This window comes from Janthinobacterium sp. GW458P (assembly GCF_002127585.1).
In the GTDB taxonomy this organism is placed as follows: Bacteria; Pseudomonadota; Gammaproteobacteria; order Burkholderiales; family Burkholderiaceae_D; genus Janthinobacterium.
Map to the genome: position 1 here is coordinate 1 of NZ_NEGZ01000029.1, position 17,634 is coordinate 17,634.

Annotated in this window: 15 protein-coding genes; 10 read left to right on the forward strand and 5 right to left on the reverse strand. The window is 57.3% G+C overall.

The window, feature by feature from the left end; translation table 11 throughout:
- Positions 1–2,389, reverse strand: a 2,389-nt coding sequence (locus tag CBW50_RS28970) for a PAS domain-containing hybrid sensor histidine kinase/response regulator (RefSeq protein WP_172404793.1), incomplete at its 3' end; no start/stop codon positions are given.
- Between the two features lie 190 nt (positions 2,390–2,579).
- Positions 2,580–3,929, reverse strand: coding sequence for a type VI secretion system baseplate subunit TssK (gene tssK / locus CBW50_RS16675; protein WP_086146601.1), 1,350 nt, complete (start codon positions 3,927–3,929; stop codon positions 2,580–2,582).
- 175 nt (positions 3,930–4,104) lie between these two features.
- On the opposite strand from tssK, the gene tssF reads away from it, so the two are divergent.
- The 10 genes from tssF to CBW50_RS16725 all read left to right on the forward strand — a co-directional run bounded on the left by tssF (position 4,105) and on the right by CBW50_RS16725 (position 16,812).
- Positions 4,105–5,910, forward strand: coding sequence for a type VI secretion system baseplate subunit TssF (tssF, locus tag CBW50_RS16680; RefSeq protein WP_086146602.1), 1,806 nt, complete (start codon positions 4,105–4,107; stop codon positions 5,908–5,910).
- A complete protein-coding gene (gene tssG, locus CBW50_RS16685; RefSeq protein ID WP_172404794.1) occupies positions 5,910–6,899 on the forward strand; it encodes a type VI secretion system baseplate subunit TssG in 990 nt (329 codons plus the stop codon). Before tssF ends, tssG begins: the two co-directional genes overlap by 1 nt.
- A 29-nt stretch (positions 6,900–6,928) precedes the next feature.
- Positions 6,929–7,183 (forward strand): PAAR domain-containing protein, encoded by a 255-nt coding sequence (locus CBW50_RS16690; RefSeq protein WP_086146604.1) that lies wholly within the window; start codon positions 6,929–6,931, stop codon positions 7,181–7,183.
- A 12-nt stretch (positions 7,184–7,195) separates the two neighbouring features.
- The gene (locus CBW50_RS16695; RefSeq protein ID WP_086146605.1) at positions 7,196–9,793 is read left to right on the forward strand and encodes a type VI secretion system Vgr family protein; all 2,598 of its coding nucleotides are present in this window, start codon (positions 7,196–7,198) and stop codon (positions 9,791–9,793) included.
- Positions 9,790–11,718 carry a triacylglycerol lipase gene (locus tag CBW50_RS16700; protein ID WP_086146606.1) on the forward strand — a complete coding sequence of 643 codons (1,929 nt, stop codon included), beginning with the start codon at positions 9,790–9,792 and terminating at the stop codon, positions 11,716–11,718. The genes CBW50_RS16695 and CBW50_RS16700 overlap by 4 nt, the downstream gene beginning before the upstream one ends.
- 2 nt (positions 11,719–11,720) lie before the next feature.
- Positions 11,721–12,836 (forward strand): T6SS immunity protein Tli4 family protein, encoded by a 1,116-nt coding sequence (locus CBW50_RS29985; RefSeq protein WP_226935905.1) that lies wholly within the window; start codon positions 11,721–11,723, stop codon positions 12,834–12,836.
- Positions 12,837–12,906: 70 nt separating this feature from the next.
- Complete coding sequence (locus tag CBW50_RS16710; RefSeq protein WP_086146607.1) at positions 12,907–13,281, forward strand: DUF2345 domain-containing protein; 375 nt, start codon at positions 12,907–12,909, stop codon at positions 13,279–13,281.
- On the forward strand, positions 13,278–14,771 hold the full coding sequence (locus CBW50_RS16715) for a triacylglycerol lipase (RefSeq protein ID WP_226935903.1): 1,494 nt from the start codon (positions 13,278–13,280) through the stop codon (positions 14,769–14,771). Before CBW50_RS16710 ends, CBW50_RS16715 begins: the two co-directional genes overlap by 4 nt.
- A gap of 362 nt (positions 14,772–15,133) precedes the next feature.
- Positions 15,134–16,261, forward strand: coding sequence for a T6SS immunity protein Tli4 family protein (locus tag CBW50_RS29415; protein ID WP_226935901.1), 1,128 nt, complete (start codon positions 15,134–15,136; stop codon positions 16,259–16,261).
- 71 nt (positions 16,262–16,332) lie between these two features.
- Positions 16,333–16,812: a GNAT family N-acetyltransferase gene (locus CBW50_RS16725; protein ID WP_086146608.1), complete on the forward strand. Its 480-nt coding sequence runs from the start codon at positions 16,333–16,335 to the stop codon at positions 16,810–16,812.
- A gap of 4 nt (positions 16,813–16,816) precedes the next feature.
- Here the strand turns inward: CBW50_RS16725 and CBW50_RS29420 are convergent, their stop codons facing one another.
- Genes CBW50_RS29420 through CBW50_RS16735 form a run of 3 tightly spaced genes read right to left on the reverse strand, consistent with a single transcriptional unit; the run spans position 16,817 to position 17,634 of the window.
- Entirely contained in the window at positions 16,817–16,990 is a 174-nt protein-coding gene (locus CBW50_RS29420; RefSeq protein WP_157792284.1) for a hypothetical protein, read from the reverse strand.
- Positions 16,983–17,360 (reverse strand): DUF2750 domain-containing protein, encoded by a 378-nt coding sequence (locus CBW50_RS16730; RefSeq protein WP_086146609.1) that lies wholly within the window; start codon positions 17,358–17,360, stop codon positions 16,983–16,985. Before CBW50_RS16730 ends, CBW50_RS29420 begins: the two co-directional genes overlap by 8 nt.
- Complete coding sequence (locus CBW50_RS16735; protein WP_086146610.1) at positions 17,350–17,634, reverse strand: hypothetical protein; 285 nt, start codon at positions 17,632–17,634, stop codon at positions 17,350–17,352. Before CBW50_RS16735 ends, CBW50_RS16730 begins: the two co-directional genes overlap by 11 nt.

Consider the following 17,634-nt stretch of genomic DNA (forward strand, 5'->3'; position numbering starts at 1 on the left):
CCCGGCCCGGCGCCTGCGGCGCGGCGGCGGGGCGCAGCACGCACGGCGCGCGCAGGTCGAAGCGGAACACGGAGCCGGCGCCCAGCGCCGATTCGACGCGCAGTTCGCCGTCCATCAGGCGCACGAACTCGCGCGAAATGGTCAGGCCCAGTCCCGTGCCGGCCTGCGCCACGGCGCTGTCGGCCTGCACGAAAGGCTCGAAAATGCGCTCCAGGTCCTCTTCCGCGATGCCGCTGCCCGTGTCGCGCACGGCGAACGCCAGCGCCACCTGCCCATCGTCTTGCGCCTGGCACGCCAGCGACAGGGTCACGCTGCCCTGCTCAATGAACTTGAGCGCGTTCGACAGCAAATTGAGCAGCACCTGGCGCAGCTTGGCGCCGTCGAGGCGCACCAGCGGCGGCACGCCCGAGCACTCGAGCCGCAAGGCGATGCCCCTGTCGCCCGAGCGCATGCGCACCATCTCGACCACCTCGTCGAGCAGGCCGCGCAAATCCACGGGCCCCGTCTGCAGCTGCATGCGGCCCGCCTCGATCTTCGACAATTCCAGGATGTCGTTGATCAAGGTCAGCAGATGGTGGCCGGCGCGGTTGATGATGGCCAGGTTATGCTTTTCTTCCTCGAACATGCTGCTCGAATCGGCCATCATCTGCGAAAAGCCGATCACGGAATTCAAGGGCGTGCGCAATTCATGGCTCATGTTGGCCAGGAACACGCTTTTCGCCCGGTTCGCCGATTCCGCCTCGGTGACGGCGACGGACAGGGCCGCCGTGCGCTGCTGCACCAGTTCTTCCAGGTGGTCGCGGTAGCCGAGCAGCTCCTGTTCGCTGTGCTTGCGCTCGGAAATGTCGACGATGCCGCTGCGCACCAGGCGCCGCCCTTCCATGGGCAGCCTGACCAGCCGTACTTCGCAGGGAAAGGTGCTGCCGTCGGCGCGCCGCACATTGCGCTCAACAAGGATGGGTTCGCCCAGCATGGCGCGGCGCAAATGCTCTTCCATCATCAGTCCCAGCGGCAGGCCGTCGGGCTGCTCGCCGCTGTACAGGTCGAACGGCCCGCGCGCCAGCAGCGCTTCGCGCGACAGTCCCAGCATGCTCTGCGCACTGCTGTTGGCGTCGACAAAGCGGTCCAGGTCCAGGTCATACACGACGATGGCTTCGGGCGCATGCTCGACGAGGATGCGGAAGCGCTGCTCGCTTTCGCGCGCCTCGCTCTCGGCGCGGCGCAGGCGGCGGCGTTGCAGCAGCAAGGCGCTGAGCAAGCCCGCCATGGCGAGAAACACGGCGCCCGCCGACAGCACGGCCACGCGGTGCTCATGCCACAATTCGGGCGGACGGTTCACGAACAGGGTGTGCGGCGGCAGCCGGCCGATGTCGGCATCCCAGCGCCGCACCTGCTGCCAGTCATACATGGGCACGGGACGCGCGGGCGGCAGCAAGGCCCCGGGCGCGGCGGGCGCCTTGCCAGCCAGCAACTCCAGCGACATCTGCGCCACCTGCTGCGCAGCCCGCTCGATGTGCAGGAGGGAGCCGCCCAGGATGCCCTTGCCCACGTTCGTGTTGTACATGCCGAAGGCGGGCACGTTCGCCAGCCGCGCCAGTTCCCCGGCAAACTGCACGGGCGTGGCGATGGCGCCGGCCGCGTCGCGGTTGACATTGCCCGCCACCAGCACGCTGTCGGCCGGCAGGTGCGCGACGGCCGCGCGCATCTGCGCCAGCGTCAGGCCGTCAAGATACTCCATGGTAACTTTACCCTGCCACGCCTGGGCCGCCTGCTGCATGCTGCGCTTGAGGGCCTGGTCGGCCTCGCTGGCCCCCACGGCCATGACGATGGTCTTAGTATCGGGAAACAGCGCCATCGCCTGCGCCAGGGTGCCGGGAAAATCGACATTCGCCTTTTGCTGCCAGATGGCGGGCGGACTGCCGGGCGGCAAGGCCTGGCCCGAGGTATTGATCGCCAGCACGGGCACGCCGCGCGCCAGCGGCGCCAGGTCCGACAGCAGATAATCGAGCGCCGGCTGCTGCATGGCGACGATCAGGTCGGCCTTGCGGCCCATTATCTTGGTGTATCTTAAAAGCAACAAATCACGCATCTCGCCCCGCTGCGCGGGGTCGCCCTGGGTGTTCAGGTTCAGGTGCTCGACCATGACATCCTCGCTGGCCAGGCCGGCGGCTGTCATGGCGGCCACGTAGGTGCGCGTGTACGATTCCACGCCGGCGCGGCCGTAATCGTAAGCGTTGAGAAACAGCACGCGCTGGCCGTGCAGCGGCGCGGCAGCCGGCACGGCGGCAGGAGCGGCGGCAGGAGCGGCGGCAACGCCGAACGCCAGCAGCAATGCGCAGCAGCAGCGCACCGCTGCCCTGCCCTGCCAGCCGCCCGGCACCTCACGCATCACTCGCCATGCCCATGCTCGTCCTCGCCTGTCACCATGTTTTACCCATGGACTGAATACTCAGCCACCGACATTTACAAAAACATGATAACGTCAACAGGAGGGACAAGTCCATGCTTTGGAGCAATCATTTTCCAATGCAGCACGGCTTGACTGCCCGTGGCCAGCCATGCCGGTGCCATGTGCGCGTTCAGGTGTCCGCGGACCCACTGATGCCGAATAGCTCCAGTTTCAAACCCTTAATGCCGGAAGGCACGTAAATCGCAATCGCTTGCGCCTTGATCATGGTGTCGTACATGCTTCCCCGGTTATCGATAGAAAAATAATAAGTATTGGGCCGCACCGGTACTTCAGCAGGAACCTGCGCCATGTGACGCAGTTCGGCACCGGGCAATGCCCGGGCCAGCAGCAGTTCTATATTATCGGGTGATGAAATCTTGAATTGCAACGGTACCGTGGCGACCAGTTCCAGCGCTGGCATGTCCGCATTCACCGCGAGGCAGAGTTCGGTTTGGCGGTCGATACGCGTTGCCTCAAGCAAACCATAATAGTGGGTATTTTTTTGTTCATCATTGGACAAGCCTATCTGGAAGTAGCGTGACAGCAGCACCGTATCGATCAAATCACGGATGATGCCCTCAAGCTTGCCGAAACCAGGAGCGGGGTCTTCGTGGCGATATGCGGGCAGATCGCTCAAGGTGTATTTTTTAGAAAAGGTCATCAAGCCGCCAGCCAGCGCCATCAACTTTTCAAACAAATACACGGGATGGTGGCGCCGGTAACTGGCGCAATGACTGAGCGTCGCGCCGGCCGTGCTCAACGTATGGAGCATCCAGAAAGACGCAATATCCCCGCCATGAAATTCAACCGTGCTTTTACCGGGCTGACGGTGGCGGCCGTACAGCGCCTCAATTTTCGCGCCCATGCGGTCGATCAGCGAATCGAGCCTTTGCTGCAGCGAGGAATCGGCACTGACGGTCAGGCCAGGCGGCATGAAGGAGGCATCGATTTCAAAACCGCCGTTGCCAGCGCGGTACAAACGGATCACCGGGATGGCAAGGTAATCATTCAGAGGGTCCAGCTGGGACAGCAGATACACGCGTTTTTTCAGGTAAGCCACGTCTATGCTGACTGCCTCGCTGTACAGATCCGGCGTTTCGATATCCGCCTGGACATAGCGCGCCCCTGCCGCGCTCACATTGCCGCCATGGACCTGCAGCGCGGGCAGCGCGGCATAGAAGGTGAAACTGTGTTCGCTGGACGGCAGCTTGGACAAGTCCACTGCGCTGGGCAATATATCGCCAAGCGGAGCGTCAAATATTTCCCCATCCTGAAAAACGAGCGACATGGCGTCCGCCCGCAGGCTATTGTGGGCCAGTGCATCGGCATTCCAGCTGACGCCATGCACGCCCCATAAATGGGGATTCATCAATGAGGCCAGACGTTGCAGGCGGGCTTCATGATAGCGGTCCAGTTGCTGAAATTGCTGGGGGCCGATGGCCAGACCTTCGGACCAAAGTAACTTGGATGGCAAAGTCATAGCGTTCTCCATATTGAGCGTTGGAATCTTGCTGCCTTGCCAGTCTGATGTTGTCAGTTTGAACGTTCTTGATGTTGCGCAGCAACCCTGTTCAATTATTTGCGCAAACGCAATTTACCTTGGAGCAAACGCTCGGATACTGGCCATTCCGCTGCAAAGACACAGGGAAAGAGAGATGGAGGACTTGCTGCCATATTTCGAACGCGAACTGGTGATGCTGCGGCGACATTGCCGTGAATTTGCTGAACGCTATCCGAGAATCGCCGGCAAATTACATATGTCCGGCGAGTCTTGCGAAGATCCGCACGTGGAACATTTGATCGAATCGGTGGCCATGCTGGCGGCACGCATCTCGAAACGGCTCGATGACGACTATCCGCAATTTACCGAAGCCCTGTTTGAAGCCCTGTTTCCGCATTATCTGCGTCCCTTTCCATCGTGCGCCATCGTCCGTCAGTGCGCACCGGCGGCGCAAGCTGGCGTATCGCACCTGCCGGCCGGCAGTGAAATGGATACAGCGCCCGTGCGCGGCGTGCGCTGCCGCTTCAAGACGGTCTACGACATAACGACCGGAGCATCGGTACTGGACAGCGCCGTTTTCGATGCGATGGTCAAGCCGCCGCCGGGCGTGCGCCTGCCGGCATCGGCCAGCTCCTCGCTGAACATCGGCATTCGGCATCTCGATGCGGCGCCCGCGTCCCTGCGCGTTTTCATCGATGGCGAAGCTTCTTTTTCCGCCGCATTGCGCGATGCCTTGTTCATGCATGCCATCTGCGCTTTTGTGTCCATCGACACGACGCAGTGGATGGCCTTGCCCGCCGTGCCCTTGACGCCAGTCGGCTTCGCCGACACGGATGCCTTGATACCTTTTGCAGCCCGTTCGCAGCCGGCCTACCGCATCCTGAGCGAGTATTTTGCCTATCCGGAAAAATTCAATTTCTTTGACATCGATATCGCGGCACTGGGTGCCGCCTTGCCGCCTGGCTGCCAGCGCTTTACCCTGCATCTGTGCATGGCCGGCTTGCGCCCCGATTCCGCTGCGGCGCGCATGTTGTCCAGCATATCCAGCGACAACTTGAGGCTGGGCTGCAGTCCGGCGGTCAATCTCTTCCGCCAGGAAGGCGTGCCGATCGCCGTCACCCGGCAGAAAACCGATTACTCCGTGCTGGCCCATGCTACCCATGCGTATGGGTACGAAGTCGTCTCCGTCGATGCGGTGCGTTTGCTGCGTCAACGCGGCGGCGAGAGCACGCTGACCGAATTTCGCCCCCTGTACAGCCTGCGCCATGGCGAGGGTGCGGCGCAACAAGGCCATTACTGGGTCATGCGCCACGATACGGCTTTGGCCATCAGCAGTCCTGGTCACGAAAAGAAAATCACGCTGATCGACGGCGACTTCCACCCCCTGATCCATGAAAAGGCCAGCTTGTCGCTGTCGCTGACATGCAGTAACCGCGATCTCCCGCTGTCACTCAGATACGGCCAGCCGCAGGGAGACCTGCAGCCATGCGCAGGCGGACCCGCACTACTCATGCTGCGCCGCCCCAGCCAGCCGCGACGTTTTTCCCCAGGCGCGGGCCTGCACTGGCGCCTGATTTCACACCTGGCGCTGAATCATCATGCGCTGGTCCAGGAAGGCCTGCCGGCGCTGCGCGAAATGCTGACGCTCTACGACTTGTCCCAATCGGCCACCTCGCAGCGCCAGATCAACGGCATCGTCGCGCTGGCGCACTCGCCCACCACGACATGGCTGCGGCACAAGCGCGGCACCTCGCTGGCGCATGGCGTGGAAGTGCGCATCACGCTGGACGAAGAAGCCTTTATCGGCAGCGGCATGCATCTGTTTGTGCAGGTGATCGACCACTTCCTTGGCCTGTATGTGCAAATCAACAGCTTCATCGAACTGGTGGTGCTGTCACTGCAAAGCGGAGAGGAGCTGATCCGATGCAAACCAAGAAGCGGACTGCAGAATCTGGTGTAATGCTGCACTTGCTCGCCGAGCCATACCGCTATCAGTTCGTGCAGGCGGTGCGTATTCTGCTGTGCTGGCTACGCAGCCAGAACGTGAACCATACACAAGCGTTCAGCCAGGTGTTGCGCTTCAAGAACAGCCTGTCCTTGACTTTTCCAGCCAGCGAAATCGAACGGCTTGCGCTTGATGAAAGCGAACAGGTGAGCCTGGTACCGGCGTTCATGCGTTTTCTGGGCGCTGGCAGCACCTTGCCCTTGCACCACTCGGAGCGCATCGCCGCCTACCTTTTGTCGAGCAAGGACGCCGGCGTCTCGGCCTTCCTCGACATCTTTTCACACCGCATGGTCTCGCTGTATTGCCAGGCATGGGAAAAATATCGCCTCGAGTCGGCACGCGAGACCCATGCAAAAGATGTGCAACTACCGTTGCTGACAGCACTGGCTGGCGTACGGTCCGATGCGCTGCCATCGAACGGCGAAGCTGGCGCCGTGACGCAGGACGTCGCGGCCTGGTACGCGGGCCTGCTGCGCTGCCGCCCCGTTTCGGCTCAGGCGATTGCCCCCGTGCTGGCCGAGTACTGCGGCGTACCAGTCTCCCTGCAACAATTTGTCGGTGGCTGGGACTATCTGGAAAAAAACCGGCGCAGCCTGCTGGGCAGTGCCAACTTCACCCTGGCGCGCGGCGCAACCCTGGGCTTGCGGCTTTGGCGCCACGACATGCGCGTCTGCCTGCATATCGGCCCGCTGGATCCCGCCGGTCTGCAACGCTTCCTGTCGCGCAGCGCGGGCGCGGCGGCACTGGCAAAGATGCTGGCGCTGTTTGGCGTACCAGACTTGCAATATGAAGTGCGGCTGATACTGAGCCCGCCATGCATCCGCCCCCTGCTCCTGAGCGCCAGCCCTTCAGACAGGCGGCGCCTGGGCTGGACGACCTTCCTGACTACGCCACAAGGCAAGGTACGCGGCGCGCAGGTCCGTTATTTGCTGCAACCGGCTTGAGCAGTTTATCCCTGGAAAGTGAGGCAAGCATGAAACATGCGGGACGCGGCGTCATCCGGCTCGGAGACGCAACCGATCACGGCGGCAAGGTCACCAGCGCATCGTCGGGCAGCACCGTGATGGGGAAGCCGGCGGCGCTGGCCGACGACATGACTTTCTGCCCCAAATGCAAGGGCAGCTTTCCCATCACGCCGGACGGCGCCGGCGCAAAGCACATGGGCAAGCCGTACGCCTATGACGGCGACTCCACCGCCTGCGGCGCCCACCTGATCACATCGTTATAACGGAGGCAGGCCATGCATGCAAGCATACCGGCGGCGCTATCGGTCTTCGACCTCGCCGCGCAAGAGCGGCGCCTGCTGCAAATCGACTTCCCCCATGACGATGGACCGGATGGCGCCATCCTGCTGGTCAATTCGCTGTCCGCCAGGGAAGAGGTGTCGCGCGATTTCCGTTTCGAAGCCGAACTGCTGTCGGACGACGCGCACATCGCGCTCAAGGCCATGATGGGCCGCATGGTGACCGTCTCGATGGTGCGCGGCGACGGCACGCTGCGCCATTTTAATGGCTATGTGGGCGAATTTTGCCTGCTGCGCGCCGACGGCGGCTTCGCCTGGTACCGGATGGTGCTGCAACCGTGGCTGGCCTTTGCCCGGCTGCGCCAGGACAACGTGTCCTTTCATGGCCAAAGCGTCATGCAGCTGACCGAAACCACGTTTGCGCACTACGGGCAGCGCGACTGGAAAACCAGCATCCATGGCGACGATCCGCAGATCACCTGCGCCAACCAGCACAATGAAACCGACTACAACCACCTGCACCGGCGCTGGGAAGCCCTCGGCTGGCATTACTGGTACGAACACCGTGCCGATGGCCACACCTTATGGCTCGCCGACAACAGCACCCTGGCCGACACGCTCGCCACGGCATCCGGCGACGGCGCCATGCGTTTCCACTCCGAGTCGGGTTCCCTGGAAGACGACGGCCTGCAACAATGGCAAGCCGTGCGCCGGCTCGGCTCCGGGCAGCTGACCTTGGCCAGTTTCGACTATAAGAATCCGCAGCCACGCCTTGCCAGCGGCTACTCGCTGAATCGCCAGGGCGACGTCTTTGCCCACGAGCTGTACGAAAACACGGGCGCCTACGGCTACAAGAATGTCGACGATGGGGAATCGCTGGCACAACGCCGCATGGAAGAAAGCGACCATCTGCGCCAGTATTTCGAGGCGGCAGGCAATCACCGTGGCGCGCAGCCCGGCCTTTGTTTCCGTCTCGACGGCCATTTCAGCGCCGAGGAAAAGCGCTGTCAGCCTGGCCAGGAGCGCCCGGACAATATTGCCGAACGCGAATACCTGATCCTGTCGGTCGAGCATAGCGCCAGCAATAACTATCAGGCAGGCCCCAGCGCGCCTTCGCACTACGTCAACACCATGACCTGCGTGCGGCGGGACATCCGCTGGCGCCCCGGGCGCGGCTACAACAGCACGCCCTGCATCGTTGCCGGCGTGCAGACGGCACTGGTGGTCGGACCGGCCGGGGAAGAGATCCATACCGACGCCCTGGGACGCATCCGCCTGCAATTTCACTGGGATCGCCTGGGGGAATTCAATGAACGCAGCTCGCCATGGATAAGGGTCATGATGCCCATGGCGGGTCCGCAAATGGGACAGATCGCCTTGCCGCGCGTGGGCCAGGAAGTGGTCGTGCAATTTCAGGATGGCAATATCGACCACCCCATCGTCATCGGCGTGGTCTACAACAGCGCCAATCCGCCGCCGTGGCAATTGCCGCAGCAGCGCGCGCTGTCCGGCGTGCGCAGCCGCGAACTGGGCGCGCGCAGCGCCAACCACCTGGTACTCGACGATACCAAGGACGCGATCCAGGCACAGCTGCGCAGCGAGCACCAGGACAGCCGGCTGTCATTGGGCAACATCACGCGCATCGACGACAACGCCGGCCGCAAGGAAGCGCGCGGCGCGGGTTTTGAATTGGCCAGCAACGCCTGGGGCGCCCTGCGCGCCGCCAAAGGCATGCTGATCACCACAGAAACACCGGCAGGCGCCGCTCCGATCAAACAGCTCGACGAAACGCAGTCCCGCCTGGCGCAGGCACGCCAACTGCACGAGGGACTGGCCGGCATGGCCGTCGACGCAGGCGCGCAGGACAGTACCGCACAGCAAGGCGCCGTGGCCGACGCCATCCAGCGGCAAAACGCCGCCATCAAGGGCAGCGGCGGCGATTTCCCGGAACTGTCCGAACCGCATCTGGTGCTGGCCAGCCCGGCCGGCATCGAACTGAGCACGGCCCAGTCCATCCACCTGGCCGCCAGCGAGCATGTGGCGCTCACCAGCAGCAAGCATATTTCAGTCGCCAGCGGCGACAGCATGTTTGCCAGCATCGCCAAAACCTTCAGCCTGTTCGTGCACAAGGCCGGCATGAAACTGATCGCGGCCAGCGGCAAGGTAGCCATCGAGGCCCAGAACGACGAGGTGGAAATCCTCGCCCGGAAAGTGCTGTCGCTGATCAGCGAAGCGGACTGGGTCAACATCAAGGGCAAGAAAGGCGTACGCCTGCACGGCGCCAACCACATGCTGGAAATCAGCGACAAGGTGCAGTTCTTCACCTCCTCCCCCGTGCTCTTCAACGGCAACCTGGAAACCCTGGCGCCGAAGAGCGTGTCGCAGGAATTCAATGAACGGCCAGTAGCTCGTTTTGACCAGGCCGTCCGCTTATTGCACGTCGATGGTACACCCGCCCCGGATATAGCTTTTGAGTTAATACGCGAAGATGGCCACAGAATCAGTGAAAAGAGTAGCGGTGACGGATGCACCCCAGTACAAAAAGGTGACGGCATGGATAGCTACACAATACGCTACAAGGGAGAACTTTCATGAGTGACGAGACGGATCTGAATGAACACGGCAATCACCAAGGCGAATTTCGACAGAGTGTTGGCGGATGGGCTGAGTACACAGTCAATATGACAGAAATAAACGATACCATCCGACATGATGTAACCATTCCACCCAAGAAAATAATTCCTATCATATTTCTACCTGGAGTTATGGGTAGCAACTTAAGAATGACAAAAAAACGTCAAGATTACCTGAAACGACCGGATAACAGATCGTGGAGGCCTGATGATATGGTCGACAAATCAGGAAATTTGGCAGTTGCAACCGGTAGCGGTTTGGGTGGTTGGTTCAGGAGTGCATCGCCCAGAGATCGACAATTAGCTTTTGATCCGAACGAAACTGAAGTTGAGTACTATCAATACTCAATTGAAAATGAACGTTTCTTTCCGGGTGGAGACGTCACCAAAGGATCCGATGTACGTCACAACAACGTTCCCGATGATTTTCTTGGAGTTCCCCCACTGATTTCTGTTAGTCCCAAAAAAAATGCACAGATAGATGCGATTCAAAGACCTGGAGTGTCGGGAAGATTCATCCCTCGTGAGATGCGTGAAACTCCAGCACATATTGCACGGTGGCGTGGATGGAGCGAAGTTCTATTCGCCGGCGCCTATGGCGAAATGCTTCAAAAAACAGAATTCTTCATGAATAACATAACAAAAAAAGGACAAATTTTGCCTCATTGGAAAATTGACCCGTCCGATCAATCCACCGGCAGATACTCATATGGTCAACAAGCCTATCCGTCTGTTGCCAAGCTTTTGATAAAAAATCCAAAAGAATTTGGCGGCCCTTCCGGAACAGCAATTGAAAATTCCGACATGCTAAAAATTGCTCCATGTTGGTATCCGGTTCATGCGCTGGGATATAACTTCCTACAGAGCAATGGCATTTCTGCCGCTGTTATTGCCGAACGAATACGCGGCATAGTAATAGGCTATCAGGGGTGCGGCTTCAAATGCAACGAGGTAATTCTCGTCACGCACAGCATGGGAGGATTACTCGCCAGAGCCTTAATACATCCTAGATATGGAAATATGCTTAATGATAAGGCTGTAAAAATACTTGGAATATACCATAACGTGATGCCTGCCCTGGGGGCCGCCAGTGCATACAAACGCATGCGTTTCGGTTTTCAGGAAAAAAGTGGTCCATTAAATACTCTCGCAGCCCAAGTTATTGGCGTTGACGGCGAACACGCGACGGCGATTCTCGCAAACACGCCAGCACCTCTAGAGATGTTGCCTGGTATGGCATATGGTCAAGAGTGGCTCAAGGTTGTTGACGCAAGTGATAGATTACTCTGGAGTTGGCCACGAGGTAAGGACAGTGCGCTGGAAAGTATTTACCTGCAACCTGCGAATGCTTGGTGGAGGCTAATCAATCCCTCGTGGGTGAATCCTGCAAATATTCCGCTCAACAAAGGAGGAGGTATCGACAATGTCATGCAACGATTGAAAGATGCTTCCATTCTGTTGAAGGAAATAGATAAAATTTTTCATCCAAATACATACGCAAGCTATTGTGCATCAAAGGAGTTCCTAAGCTATGGTGAAATTACTTTCAAAGTTATTGAAGGCTTAGAAATTAGAAACTCATCTAACCCGGAAAATATTACTCCTCCACCCAACAAGTGGAGGCTACTGACTGACGACGCAAAAGGCAACCTCACTGTGCAAGCAGGAACACGTATTTTGAAGCTGAAATTACAACACGCAAATTCTGCTGGCGATGAAACCGTTCCGTCGGATCGTTCAGCAAGACATATACCTGGAAATAAATTTATCCACGGAGAGAAATCTGGAACCGGGTACGAACATCAAAATAGCTATACTCATCCACATGTCCTGGCATCTATGCTTTATTCAATTGTGCAAATTGCAAAAACAGCAAAATGGGAATGAACATGCCTAATCATAAAAAATTCTTCATGCTCCTAATTTCATTTTTTTTAATACAAGCAAAGGCAAATGAAATTAAACCACACAAAATACATGAGGCAAGAAAAATGAGCAAAAATAGAATCCAAGGAAGAAAAATAGATGCCCTATTCCAAAACACAAAAAAAATATGCTTTGGAAGATACCTGATAATCCTACCAAGCGAAGCAGAATTAATAATCGGCAATTCAGCAGTAGATCTATTTAAAGGCGGCCCGGAAAATTTAAAACACCAGGCAGAAATTGATCTAAAAAGAATAAAATCCCTTAACTTATCCCCTGAAATTATTTACAATGGCAATGGCCCAATAGAAAACAGCTGGCAAATTCGATACTACAATAGCAGCTCAGCCAAAGAAGCTAATTTTACAATTTACCGAACTTTAATAAATAAAGGGGATTTTATATTTGCCATAGGCGATGCAATAGGTGATGGCGACACCGAAATGGCAACTACGGAAAGACAATTCCTTCAAGCAAAGAGTCTGCGCTTGCGTGCTACGGAAGAAATTCCGGTCGAGCCAGGCCTTTGCGTAGAACATGGATTCATGATTGAAAATCAATATAAATATCAAGAAATAGACGACGTAGGTATTTATTTACCCAGCTTGCCAGATGTAACTTTCTCCATCAGTTCAAATAAGGACGCATACGGCGACTACCCGCCGAAAGAATTTGAATCAAGGTTGCGTGGAGAACTATCACTACTCAGTCGCATACAAGACGCAAAGAAGATTCAAGGCAAGAACTATCCCAGTCGTACCTTGCTGCGTGAAGGCAAACGACAAGTGCAACATTGGCAGGGAGAGGAATCGCTGATACGACGAACAGATGGCGTGCACGATTTTGAATGGGCCCTGGTCGGCAAACCACGCGATGTCGCGTATCCATCTGTGCTGGAGGCGCATATGTACACCAAAGTCGCCCACAACATGGTCGGCGCCGCCGAAGCCGCGTCGCTGACCGACGAAGAGGCCATCGCCTTGTGGGACAAGCTGCTGTCCGGCCTGAAGTTCCGAGTGAAGGTGCCGGGTGCGCCGCCGGGCTCGTACTACATCGATCCGGACAAGCCGGCGCAGTGACGGCCAGGTAAGCGTGGCATCAGCATAACTAGCCGAATGCAGTCATCGTACTTTTGTCCGGGAAGCCTTCATGCTCACCTTGTGTACCACCCGACCTTCCGACTTTGCCGCACAAGAGCCGCATCTGCTGAAACCAGTTTTCCTTCAGAGGCCAAATTTCTTTCCGACGACGCATATATCACTCTCGAGGCCAAGTGATGCTGGCGCTCAGGATAGCACCGGACAACAAGGCTCCGCCGCAGGCGATTTCCCGGAGCTGTCCGAACCACATTTGCTGCTGGCCAGCCCGGCAAGCATCGAACTGAGCACGGCCCAGTCCATCCACCTGGCCGCCAGCGAGCATGTGGCGCTCAGCACCGGCAAGCATATTTCACTCGCCAGCGGCGACAGCATGTTTGCCAGCATCGCCAGCTACATCATTCGCTATAAGGGAGAACTGCCATGAGCAAATGTGATGACTTGAATAAGCGCGGCAATCATCCTGCAAAATTTAGTCAGGGCGTGGGAGGATGGGCGGAACTCGCCGTTTCGATGACGGAAACGAGAGATACCGCGCGACACGATGTCACCGTGCCGCCAGGCAAAGTCATTCCTGTCATTTTCCTGCCAGGCGTGATGGGGAGCAATCTACGGATGAGCAAGGTTCGCCAAGAAGAATTGCGCCGTCCAGACAATCGGGCTTGGCGGCCAGACGATATGATGGGTGCGGGAGGCAAGGCCGCTGTCCTCACAAGCAATGGCCTGGGGGGCTGGTTCAAAGATGCGTCGCCACGGCAGCGTCAATTGGTGTTCGATCCCACAGAAACCGAAGTCGAGTATTACCACTATACCGAGAGCAATAGCCGCTTCGATCCAGATGGTGCGGAAACCAAAGCCGCGGATGCGCGGCATCAAAATGTGCCCGATAGTCTTTTCCCCATCCCACCCTTGATTGGATCCTATGGAGTATCTCCAGGAACGGGACCATTGCAAGCTCAAGCACGCGCCCGTCAAAGTCCCGCTCAAATAGCACGCTGGCGCGGGTGGAGTGAGGTGCTTTTCGACGGCGCATACGGAACCATGTTGCGCACCACAGAACAGCATCTAAACAATATGATTTCCAACGGAGAAGTACATCCGTTCTGGCGCAGGACAAGTGGCCTTGGTGCCATGCTAATGCAAGACCCAACAACTTTCGGTGCGTCATCTGGCAAGGCCATTAATGTCAACGACTTGAAGAAAATTTCGCCCTGTTGGTATCCAGTGCACGCGATGGGCTACAACTTTATAAAGAGCAATGGTGAATCTGCTATCACCATTGCAGAGAGGATACGCGGCCTAGTCAAAGGCTACCAGCAACGCGGATTCAAATGTAACGAAGTCATTCTCGTCACGCACAGCATGGGTGGTTTGCTGGCCAGGGCGTTGATACACCCCTGCTATGGAAACATGCTTGGCGATAAGGATGTAAAAATCCTCGGTATTTATCACAACGTGATGCCGACCATTGGCGCCGCAGGAGCGTATAAACGCATGCGTTTTGGCTTTCAGGAAAGAGAAGGTTCCATTGCCGAAATAGAGGCCAAAATTCTGGGAATCAATGGTGTACATGCTACCGCCATTCTGGCCAATGCACCGGCGCCACTGGAAATGTTGCCAGGTGCGGCATATGGCCAGAATTGGCTGAAAATTGTAGATGCACAGGATAAAGTTTTATGGAGCTGGCCACGCGATAAGGCCACTGCACTGGAAAGCATTTACCTTCAACCCGCCAATGCGTGGTGGAGGCTAATCAATCCAAAATGGGTAAACCCCGCAGACCTTCCTTATGAAAAAGGTGGGGGTATAGAAAGAACAATGGAGAGAATAACATCCGCTTCAAAATTTCTATCGTCCATAGAAAAAAATTCCACCCAAAGACTTATGCAAGCTATTGCGCTTCCCGAAATTTTTTAAGTTACGGCGATGTCGTATTTAAATTAATTGAAGGTCTTCATAGTGGCTCAAATGATCCGTGGAATAAATTCGAGCCGTTACCTGAAAAATGGAAGTTACTTGAAGATGATGCAAAGGGACAACTCCTCGTCCAGGCCGGAGATAAATTCTTAAAGTTAAGGCTACAAGCAGCTAATGCACGCGGTGATGGAACGGTGCCGTCAGACCGTTCTGCCCAGCATATCACAGGCACACTTTTCGTACATGGCACGGCGGAAGCGAACGGTTATGAACACCAGAACAGCTACGCAGATACAAATGTAATGGCATCCATGCTGTATTCCATCGTACAAATTGCCAAGACGGCAAAATGGGAGTAAGCCATGAACAATAAGATAGAGAAAACAATTTTCCTCACGATTACGGTTATTGCGATGGTATTCCTATCCGCCTACGCGAAAAAAAATTTAGCCAAGGAGATCATAATGCCTGAAAATTTCAAAATCAGCAAACGCCTGGAGACACTATTTTTAAAAACAAAAATAGTATGCTTCGGGCGCTATGCCCTAGAGGTTCCGCAAGAAGCACAACTCATATCAGGAGGGACAACAATTCTTTCGGAAATCAAGACCATACCAGGCGGAATAACAGAAAAAAACGAACGCATAGCAGAAGAAATTGAAAAAATAAAAAAAGATGACCCAACCTCTGAAATTACCTACAATGGAAAAGGTCCAATAGAAAATAGCTGGCAACTTCAATACTATGATGGAGAATTCTCCAAAGAAGGTGGGCGTTTAATCTTCAAAACCTACATCACAAAAGGAAACCATATATTCATTCTTAACGGATCAACACGAAAAGGTGAAACAATAGCAGATTCCATAGAAAATCAAATGGTTCGCGCTAATAACTTACGTCTGCGCGATGAAAATGAAGTTCCCAAGGAACCTGGCTATTGCGTCAAAAATGGTTTCATGACCGACAACAAATATGATAGTCAGGAAATGGCAGATGCAGGCCTGTATTTCCCCAGCTTTCCAGACGTGACTTTTTCCATCACATCAAATAAAAATGCCTACGGTGACTATCCTCCTGCCGAATATGATGCAAAAGTACGCGGGAAATTATCATTACTTGCTCGTATTCAGGAAGCAAAAGACCAGCAAGGCAAGAACTACCCTCCTCGTACTCTGCTACGCGAAGGCAAGCGTGACGTGCAGCATTGGCATGGCGAGGAATCGTTGATACGGCGTACCGATGGCGTGCATGATTTTGAATGGACGCTGGTCGGTACGCCGCGCGATATCGCCTATCCAGCGGTATTGGAAGCATCCATGTACACCAAAGTCGCCCACAACATGGTCGGCGCCGCCGAAGCCGCGTCGCTGACCGACGAAGAGGCCATCGCCTTGTGGGACAAGCTGCTGTCCGGCCTGAAGTTCCGGGTGAAGGTGCCGGGTGCGCCGCCGGGCTCGTACTACATCGATCCGGACAAGCCGGCGCAGTGACAATTGACAAGCTCATGCTGGCGCCGTGCAAGCCGTTGCGCTAGCATGCTCCTTTTGCCCGGAAAGCCGCCATGCCCATCACCCTGCGCCCCGCCCTGCCCGACGATATCGATGCCCTGTGGGCCCTGCGCACGGTGGCCGTGCGCGTCAGCTGCGCCACGCATTATGCGCCGGAGCAAATTGCTGTCTGGACGGCTACGCCCGTGCCGGCATCGTATGCGGCCATGCTGGCTGCCGGTGGCGGCATCGTCGCCATGCAGGACGGGGCCATTGCCGGCTATGCCATGCTCGATGCGGACAAGCAGGAAGTCGATGCCGTGTTCGTCGATCCCGCCCACGCGGGACTCGGTATCGGCAAGCGCCTGCTGGCGGCGCTGGAGCAGCTGGCGCGCGGGCGCGGCATAGTGCGCCTGCACCTGTCCGCGTCGCTCAATGCGGAGCCGTTTTACCGGGCCGCAGGTTTTGTTGCCTTGCGCGCGGAAGCGTATGCGCACCCGAGCGGCATCAGCCTGGCCAGCGTGGCGATGGAAAAGGAGTTGACGCCCGCCTGAACCTTCAGTCAGGCACCGCGCCTGCCTCCGACTCTGCCAGGCATTGCTGCAGTTTGGCGATCAGGGCGCGCACTTCCTCGTCGCCCAGGTCCAGCGGATCGCCGTGGGCGCCCACGGCGATCAGGCAGATGGCCGAGCCGTCGTACCAGGCGTCCAGGCGATCCTTGTCTTCACTCATATTGTTCTGCCTCACGTTGCAAATCCCTCAGTAAATCGGCCGGCGCCGCGATGGCGCCCGCTCCTTGCGGCGCGGGAAACACGGACGCCAGCTGGCCATTGATCGCCATGCCGGGCAGCCACCGGGTCAACAATTCGCCGAGCGCGATGGCGCGCGGCTGGAAAAGTTCCCACCCGCCGCTGGCGCAGGCCTGCGCAAACGCCGCCTCCGGCCAGAACGGTATCGCCACCTTGCCATGGGCGTGCGCCGTGGCCCAGCCGTCGTGGTACAAGCCCCACACTTCTTGCGTGTCGGCCACCTTGCGCACAAGGTAGGCATGGCGCTCGGCGGACGGCAGGCCCAGCACCTGCTTGAACTTTTCAGGATGCACGGTTTCCCCCTGCCTCGTCCCATACCCGCAGCTGCGGCGCGCACCAGCCCGTCACCATGTCGAGGGCGTCCAGTATCGCGTCTTCCCGCGCCTCCTCCTGCGCGCCGTCCCGCACGGACGCGCGCAGTTCCTGCAGCAAGGCGGTCACTTGCGCGGCCGTCACGCCGCTGGCGTGGTAGCGCAGCAGGATGGCGCGCAGAGCATGCAAACCTGCCCTGGCATCGAGCGCGGCGAGCAAGTCCCGGTCGATGTCGGCGATGATGGTTTGCGCCAT